This window comes from Neisseria sp. HMSC078C12 (assembly GCF_001838065.1).
In the GTDB taxonomy this organism is placed as follows: Bacteria; Pseudomonadota; Gammaproteobacteria; order Burkholderiales; family Neisseriaceae; genus Neisseria.
In genome coordinates this window covers 1-7611 of sequence record NZ_KV835591.1, presented here as the reverse complement: position 1 = coordinate 7611, position 7611 = coordinate 1, and the positions used below count along the sequence as shown (strand labels likewise).

Annotated in this window: 5 protein-coding genes; all 5 read left to right on the top strand. The window is 39.7% G+C overall.

Going from position 1 to position 7611, the window contains the following annotated elements; all coding sequences use genetic code 11:
• The first annotated feature begins 750 nt into the window (after positions 1–750).
• Positions 751–2097, top strand: coding sequence for a type VI secretion system Vgr family protein (locus HMPREF2596_RS03330; RefSeq protein WP_168167166.1), 1347 nt, complete (start codon positions 751–753; stop codon positions 2095–2097).
• A 268-nt stretch (positions 2098–2365) separates the two neighbouring features.
• On the top strand, positions 2366–3628 hold the full coding sequence (locus HMPREF2596_RS03325; RefSeq protein WP_004521118.1) for a DNA cytosine methyltransferase: 1263 nt from the start codon (positions 2366–2368) through the stop codon (positions 3626–3628).
• The gene (locus tag HMPREF2596_RS03320) at positions 3621–5810 is read left to right on the top strand and encodes a sensor histidine kinase (RefSeq protein ID WP_070849626.1); all 2190 of its coding nucleotides are present in this window, start codon (positions 3621–3623) and stop codon (positions 5808–5810) included. Before HMPREF2596_RS03325 ends, HMPREF2596_RS03320 begins: the two co-directional genes overlap by 8 nt.
• Positions 5803–6978 (top strand): response regulator, encoded by a 1176-nt coding sequence (locus HMPREF2596_RS03315; RefSeq protein ID WP_070849630.1) that lies wholly within the window; start codon positions 5803–5805, stop codon positions 6976–6978. The genes HMPREF2596_RS03320 and HMPREF2596_RS03315 overlap by 8 nt, the downstream gene beginning before the upstream one ends.
• Before the next feature lie 96 nt (positions 6979–7074).
• A partial coding sequence (locus HMPREF2596_RS03310) for a LexA family protein (protein WP_070849624.1) occupies positions 7075–7611 on the top strand: 537 nt, incomplete at its 3' end.

Genomic DNA, 7611 nt, shown 5'->3' with positions numbered 1-7611 from the left:
TTTTACGGGCGATTTTATTGACGGCCATGGGGGCTTTACTCCGGAGATTGGATGGTGATATGAAGATTGATATCCGTTGACTGAATCTTACTTTATTTGGACATGAAAAGAAAAGGGTAACGAGAAAAAAGAGGATAGCTGAGTTGAAACAATATCAATTGCGCCTACTGAAAAATGTGAAAATCTTAATTGAACACGTGTTTATATTGGAACAAGTTCCCTAAGCTCTCCGTTTAAGATAGCTTATTTATTTTTAGATTCTGTAAGTGATTGTACAAACAAAAGAAACGGGATTAATAGGCTAAAACACTAGTATTATTAATTTAACATAATATAAATTATTTTCTTTTTTCCTATTCTTCTAGAAATTCCGCTTATTGTTCCTATATGTTAAATGAGAATTAATGATACTCTAGAGGGTAAGTTAATAGTACTCCAATTTTTAGTATAAAATCAATGGTTTTTAAGAGAAATGTGACTGCTTAATTTACCACTTTTTCCCTGAATAGTGGAATAGGGCAGGGGGAAATGACTCTTTATCCCTTTTTTCAACCGTTCAGACGGCCTTTTCCCCATTTATCCCATTCGCTTTACCATCGGTATTATCCCCGTTACCATACAGTGTTCATCGTCAGCCGGATATTACCCTTATAACCGCCCGCCAATCCTACCACCTCACCTTCGCCCGTTTTTTCCCGTCACTTTCAGTCCGCTCCTTCAGCGCATCCGAAGCAGTTAATACCGCCTACCGTGTTGAAATCACAGCCACCTCGACCGATTCCTCACAGCCTCTCTCTTCCTACCTCAACCAGCGCGCAGCATTTGAGATTCGTCCGCAGGAAGGTTTACTGTCGGAAGTGGCCGGGGCATTCGGGTCTGCTTCAGACGACCCCCCCAGAGAAGCAATGGCAGGGCATTATCACCTCATGCGAGAAGTTGTCGGTATCCAAGGATGAAGCCGTTTACCGCTTTGTTTTAAAGCCGCGTTTCGCGGCTTTAAAACATTTCCAAACCTCCCGGCTGTTCCAACACCAAACCGTCCCCGACATCGTTGCCGCCGTCTTCAAACACCACGGCTTCTCCGGTGTCGACTACCGTTTCCAAAAAAGCCGCAGTTACACCGTACGCGAGTATGTCACCCAGTATCTCGAAAGCGACTTCGACTTTATCAACCGTCTGTGTGAAGAAGAAGGCATCTGGTATGCCTTCGAACAACATGAACAACATGGCGACGTAGTCGTCTTCGGTGACAGTCCCGAACACTATCGGCGCAGTCAAGGCTTACCCGTTTCCTACCGCCCCCATGCCGGATTGGAGAGTGTCGGGACCGAAGCATTATTCAACCTCAGCATCCGTCACAACCCCATTGTCGAAGGCATACGCACGGCCGACTACAACTACCGCAGTGCCGATACCGACCTCTTTGCCGAAACCGACAACAAACAGTCCGAAGAATCAGCCGACAATACCGTTTTATTGGGCAAACAGCAGCACTGGGGCCTTCATCCTAAAACAACCGACGAAGCCCAAGTTCAGACGATCCTGTTGAATGAGGCCAACCTCTGCCGTCAAACCGTCGCTGCCGGCAGCGGCAACGTCGTCTCCATGACCCCGATGAAGGTGCTCCAAACCGATGTCTCCTTCCCCGAAGCACCCGACGGCTGGTTGGTACTTTCCATGGAACACAGCGGCAGCCGCGACAGCGCCTACAGCCATACCTTTACCGCCATCCCCGCCCAACTCGCCTACCGTCCCGAACGCACCACCCCGCGTCCGCATATCGACGGTACCTTACCGGCACGGGTCACTGCGGCGGAGAACTGCACCTATGCCTATATCGACGATATGGGCCGCTACCGCGTCAAATTACCGTTTGATTTGGACGAATGGAGTCCGGGCGGGGAAAGCCGTCCCGTCCGACTGGCCAAACCGTATGCCGGTCCCGAATACGGCATCCACTTCCCCTTACACGAAGGCACCGAAGTGATGCTGTCCTTCGTACAGGGTAATCCCGACCGTCCGTATATCTCCGGCGTCATGCACGACAGCGCCCATACCGACCATATCCCTGCCGAGATGAGAACGCTAATCCTCTAATATTGACTTACGTATAGGCGTTATCCACCCTAATAAATATAAGATACTCACCATAATCCGAGTCAACTCCTTGAAAAGGTATGGATTAGCTTTTAGAGTCTCTCACGCTCCTTTCCTCCTGTTTGGTAATGGTACGACATAGATCAGGTGTACCAAAAATATCAGTTATCTACTGTTATAAAAGGTAACCTGGTATAATGCGCTTTACTCTACTTACATTCTATTTTAGATAATTTGACTGATATTATTCTGAATTAACAGGCATATAATGACAGATTTACGTTTTCTTGATCTTTTTGCTGGCGCTGGCGGACTTTCCGAAGGGTTCATTCAGGCAGGTTTTAAGCCCGTTGCTCATATTGAATCGGACAAGGCTGCCTGTTTTACTCTGCAAACGCGTATGGCTTATCATTGGTTAAAATCAATAGATAAGCTAGATGTTTATGTGGACTACTTAAATGGAAAATTAAGCCGCACAGAATTTTATAAAATCATCCCTGAGCATATTACAAAAACAGTAATTAATATGGAAATCTCAGAGAATACCTTAAAAACTTTATTTAATGAGATTGATGATTTACTTAAAGACTCACCTCTTGATTTGATTGTAGGTGGCCCACCATGCCAAGCCTATTCTCTTGTCGGTAGGTCATGTGATTCTAATAAAATGCTTGGTGATAAACGTAACTATTTATATAAGTTTTACGGAGAATTTCTTCAACGCTACCAACCTAAATACTTTGTTTTTGAAAATGTATTAGGACTTCTGTCTGCAAAAGATGCTAATGGCAATTATTATTTTCAAGAGATGAGGAACCTTTTTAAAAAATTAGGTTACGAGACTGAATATCGCATACTTAATGCAAATGATTATGGTGCTCTGCAAGCTCGCAAAAGAATCATACTAGTTGGTAGAAGAGGTCATCAAACCGGATTCTATCCTCAATTAGAGATTGATAAACCAAATGTATTAGTTAATGAAATATTTACTGATCTTCCTGCAATCCATGCAGGTGAGGGAAGTGTTCGTCCTTGTAAAATGAAGAAGTATACTGGTAAGTGGCTGCATGATTCAGGCATAAAAAACAATGATATTCCTGTTACATGGCATATTGCACGACCACTCAATCAACAAGACTCTAAAATATATCGTTTGGTAACGGATCTATGGAGCAGAGAGGGGAAAAGGATGGAATATAATGATTTGCCTGAAAATCTAAAAACGCATAAGAATCGAACTGCATTTGCCGACAGATTTAAGGTTGTAGCAGGTAATTTATCTGCATCTCATACGGTATTAGCTCATCTTGCTAAAGATGGACATTACTATATCCATCCTGATTCATATCAGAATAGATCAATTACCCCTAGAGAAGCAGCACGCCTTCAAACTTTTCCTGATGATTATTATTTTGAAGGTGGGACTGACAAACCAAGTAGAACTGCTGCATTTAGGCAGATTGGTAATGCTGTTCCAGTTATACTGGCAAGAAAGATTGCAGAAAATTTGAAGGAGAATTGGCATGAGTGAAAATGTTTATAGAATAAGACCGGCTGGACGGCATTTATTAACTATCGGTAGAGATTTAATTCAGGACAGTTATGCTGCAATCGTTGAGCTTGTAAAAAACGCTTATGATGCGGATTCAGAATCTGTGGAAATACATTTTAAAGCGACTGAAAAACCATCAGAAAATATAAGTGGCAATCCTGAGAAAAGAATAGAGATTACTGTCCGTGACTATGGTCATGGGATGTCACAAGATACTGTGATTAACAAGTGGATGGTTCCATCAACGCCGGATAAGCTTGAACGCAGAACAAGTCCGGATGGTCGAATTATGCAAGGCCGTAAAGGGATAGGTCGCTATGCTGCATCTATGCTTGGTTCTACCTTATTACTAGAGACAGTCTCAAAAGATTTAGAAAAAACAACTGTTTTAGTTAATTGGCATGACTTCGAAACATCTAAATACCTAGATGATGTTGAGATTTTAGTTGAAACTCATTTGACTGATGAGCATTCAGGGACTACTTTGACCATTGAAGGTGGAGAAGAGTATTACAAAGAATGGAATGAAAAACAGTTTAATGATTTAAATTTTGAATTAAAAAAACTGATATCTCCTATGCAAAATCTAATGGATAAAGCAGTGGATCAAAAAGATAAGGAATTTGATATTTATCTAAAAATCAGTGGATTCGAAGGTATTGAAGATATAGAAGAGACCATTACACCATATCCTATTTTTGATTTATTTGATTATAAAATTTCAGGGAAAATTCATGCAAATGGTAAAGGTACTCTGACTTATGCTGTGCAGAAGGCAAGAAATACAGTAGAAGAAGTTATTTCGTTTAATTTAGGAGACCCTACTGGTTGTGGTGATTTAATCTTTGATATCCGTGTTTACGACAGGGATAAGGAATCAATAGAACAATTAATTCACCGTGGGCTTAAAGATGATAATGGTAACTATGTAGGAAAATTGCAGGCGCGAAAAATACTTGATAAGTCTAACGGGATTGGGGTATATCGCAATGGATTTCGGATCAGGCCTCTTGGAGATCCTGAATTTGATTGGTTAAAACTTAATGAACAGAGAGTTCAAAACCCCTCTTTGAAAATTGGTAGTAACCAAGTAATTGGTTACGTATTAATTGAGTCAGAGGAAAAGTCTGATTTAATAGAGAAAAGTGCTAGGGATGGTTTACGTAATAATAATGCTTATCAACAACTGCAGAAGATTACAAATAAAGTAATTAAAGAGCTGGAAATACGGAGATTCAGTTTTAGGCGTAAAGCAGGATTGAGTAAACCTGCACTTAAAGTTGAAAAAGAGCTTAATCGGATTTTGTCTTTTGATAATTTAAAACAAACTGTTCATAAAAAATTGATTGCAGGGGGAATGAATGAAAAATCAGCAGAAGAAGTTATTGAATTGATCAGTAAAGAAGAAGAAGAAAAAAGCCAGACAGTAGAAGAAATCCGTCAAGCTATTGCGACTTACCAAGGACAAGCAACTTTGGGGAAAATTATGAATGTGGTTTTACATGAAGGCCGAAGACCACTAAATTATTTTCGCAATGAAGTTCCTAGAATAGATAGATTTATCAGGAAATACAAGGAAACAAATGATTTTGAACATATAGAAACAATTGAATCAATTGCACACAATACTGTTTCAAACGCTAAAACATTTTCTGACCTCTTTTTACGACTAGACCCTCTTGCCATGGGAAAACGCCCAGCTAAACGACAATTATCTATAGAGAATGAAATTTCTAATTGTTTTGCAATATTTCGTCAACAAATGGAAGATAAAGGTATTAAATTCGAAATTAATGGAGATGCAATTATAGAAGCTTGGCAACAGGATATAGCTGCGATATTTACAAACCTTATAGAAAATAGCATCTTTTGGCTGTCAGAGAAAAATACTGACATTAAGGAAATTATGGTCAATATTATTACCAATGAAAATTCCTTAAGTTATATAGATTTTCGTGATACAGGTCCTGGGATAGAACCCAATCTTATTGAGGATAATCTTATATTTGAACCTCAATTTAGCACTAAACCGGGTGGTACAGGTATCGGTTTGGCAATTGCAGGTGAAGCTGCTGATAGAAACGGGTTGAAACTTACAGCTTTAGAATCTACTACCGGAGCTTATTTTAGACTTTCTACAAAAGGGGATGAAAATGAGTAATATGACGTTAATTCTTATCGAAGATAATGATGAAGAGACGCAATCTTGTAAGAACGCCGTAAATGATTTTAATGATGATCACAAAAACAAGGGGTGGTGTATTCGGTTAGTAACTCATACCAATATAGAGGCCGCATCAAAAGAATTAGAGAGTTCCTACTTTGATGGTGCAATTATCGATATGAAATTAGCTGATTCTGGCGATGAGGGGAATCAGGCTTTGGATGTAATAAGACAGCATTTAAAACGGATACCCGTAGCAATATATACTGGAACGCCAGATGTTGCAGATAACTCAGATGATATTCCTTTAATTGACGTATTTAAAAAAGGAGATGCAACATATGAACAGCTTATATATAAATTTTGGGATATTTACAATACTGGATTAACCAAAATAATGGGAGGAAAAGGTCAAATTGAAAAAAGTCTAAGTCAAATTTTTATAAAACACCTTCTTCCTAAAATTTCACCGAAATCAAAAGTTTCAGAAAAGAGTAATTGGGTTTCTTATGCAGAAGAAGATCCAGATAACACGGAAAAAGCCTTACTGCGCTATACGCTTAATCATCTCATTCATGAATTATATAAAAACAGTGAAAATTGCTACCCTGATGAAATGTATATACATTTACCAAGCCTAGAGCAGGATCAAGTAAAAGTAGATACAGGGTGCATTTTAGAAAATAAAGATAACAATAAATTTTATATTGTTTTGAGTCCTGCATGTGATTTGGCAGAGCGTGAAGGGGGAGAATGCAATACTGATAGAGCATTACTGGTTGAGATTCAAATGCTTGAAGATATTTTATCTAATGACTATTTTATTAGTAATTGCCATGGTGACAAAAAACTTAAAAAAAGGTACTTGAAAAGTAATCCTGAGTCTCCACAAGAGTATCTTTCAAAGCAACAAGATAATGACTTAATAAAATACCAAAAAAATACAAAAAATTTATATTATTGTTGGCTTCCAAAGACTAGTTGTTTCAATAATGGAGCTGTCATTAATTTTAGAAGAGTCTCTACATATTCTCAAGAAGAGCTAGATGAGTCTTTTAATAGCCCTGTTATTCAAGTAGCCAGTCCGTTTCTAAAAGACATAATATCACGATTTTCATCCTATTATGCACGACAAGGGCAACCTGATATTAATATAAATCTATGATTTCAATTCTTCAATAATGAACGGGCTGTCCGAATATTCGCGACAGCCGTTTTTTTTCTGTTAAAATGATTTCGTTACAAATTCAAATATAGCATCATGGATGAAATTCCTAAAAAACGAGGTGGTCGTAGAGAAGGGGCCGGTCGAAAAAGTAAATCTGGCGAATCTACGGCAGTAAAGCGTATTCCAATATCACTAATACCTGCTGTTGATGCACTGATTACCTCTTCACGACTTCCTCAAGGCAGCCTTATCCCAATTAATCGTACAACCCTAAAGGTACCATATGCTCTCGAGAAAATCCCTGCAGGATTCCCATCTCCGGCGGAGCCGTATGTTGCTGACTATCTCGATTTTAACGAATATCTTATTACAAATCCGTCTGCCACTTTCGCCGCACGTTCCGGCGGCTATTCCATGCTCGACGCGGGTATCGGTAAAGACGATATTATGATTATCGACCGATCCAAAACGCCGAAGCACGGCGATATTGTGATGGCCGATGTTGGCAATGAGTTTACGATCAAACGACTGTACAAAGTTCCAGGTCGCAAGCCTGAGCTACACTCTGAAAATGCCTCTGGCGAGTACCCTGACTTTATGGGGTCGTTTGCGGGAGGGGGCGGAATCCTA

What these genes read in the sequence shown, in the direction of transcription:
- HMPREF2596_RS03315 (WP_070849630.1), top strand. Translation starts at nt 5,803, where the DNA reads ATGAGTAATATGACGTTAATTCTTATCGAAGATAATGATGAAGAGACG.
- HMPREF2596_RS03320 (WP_070849626.1), top strand. Translation starts at nt 3,621, where the DNA reads ATGAGTGAAAATGTTTATAGAATAAGACCGGCTGGACGGCATTTATTA.
- HMPREF2596_RS03325 (WP_004521118.1), top strand. Translation starts at nt 2,366, where the DNA reads ATGACAGATTTACGTTTTCTTGATCTTTTTGCTGGCGCTGGCGGACTT.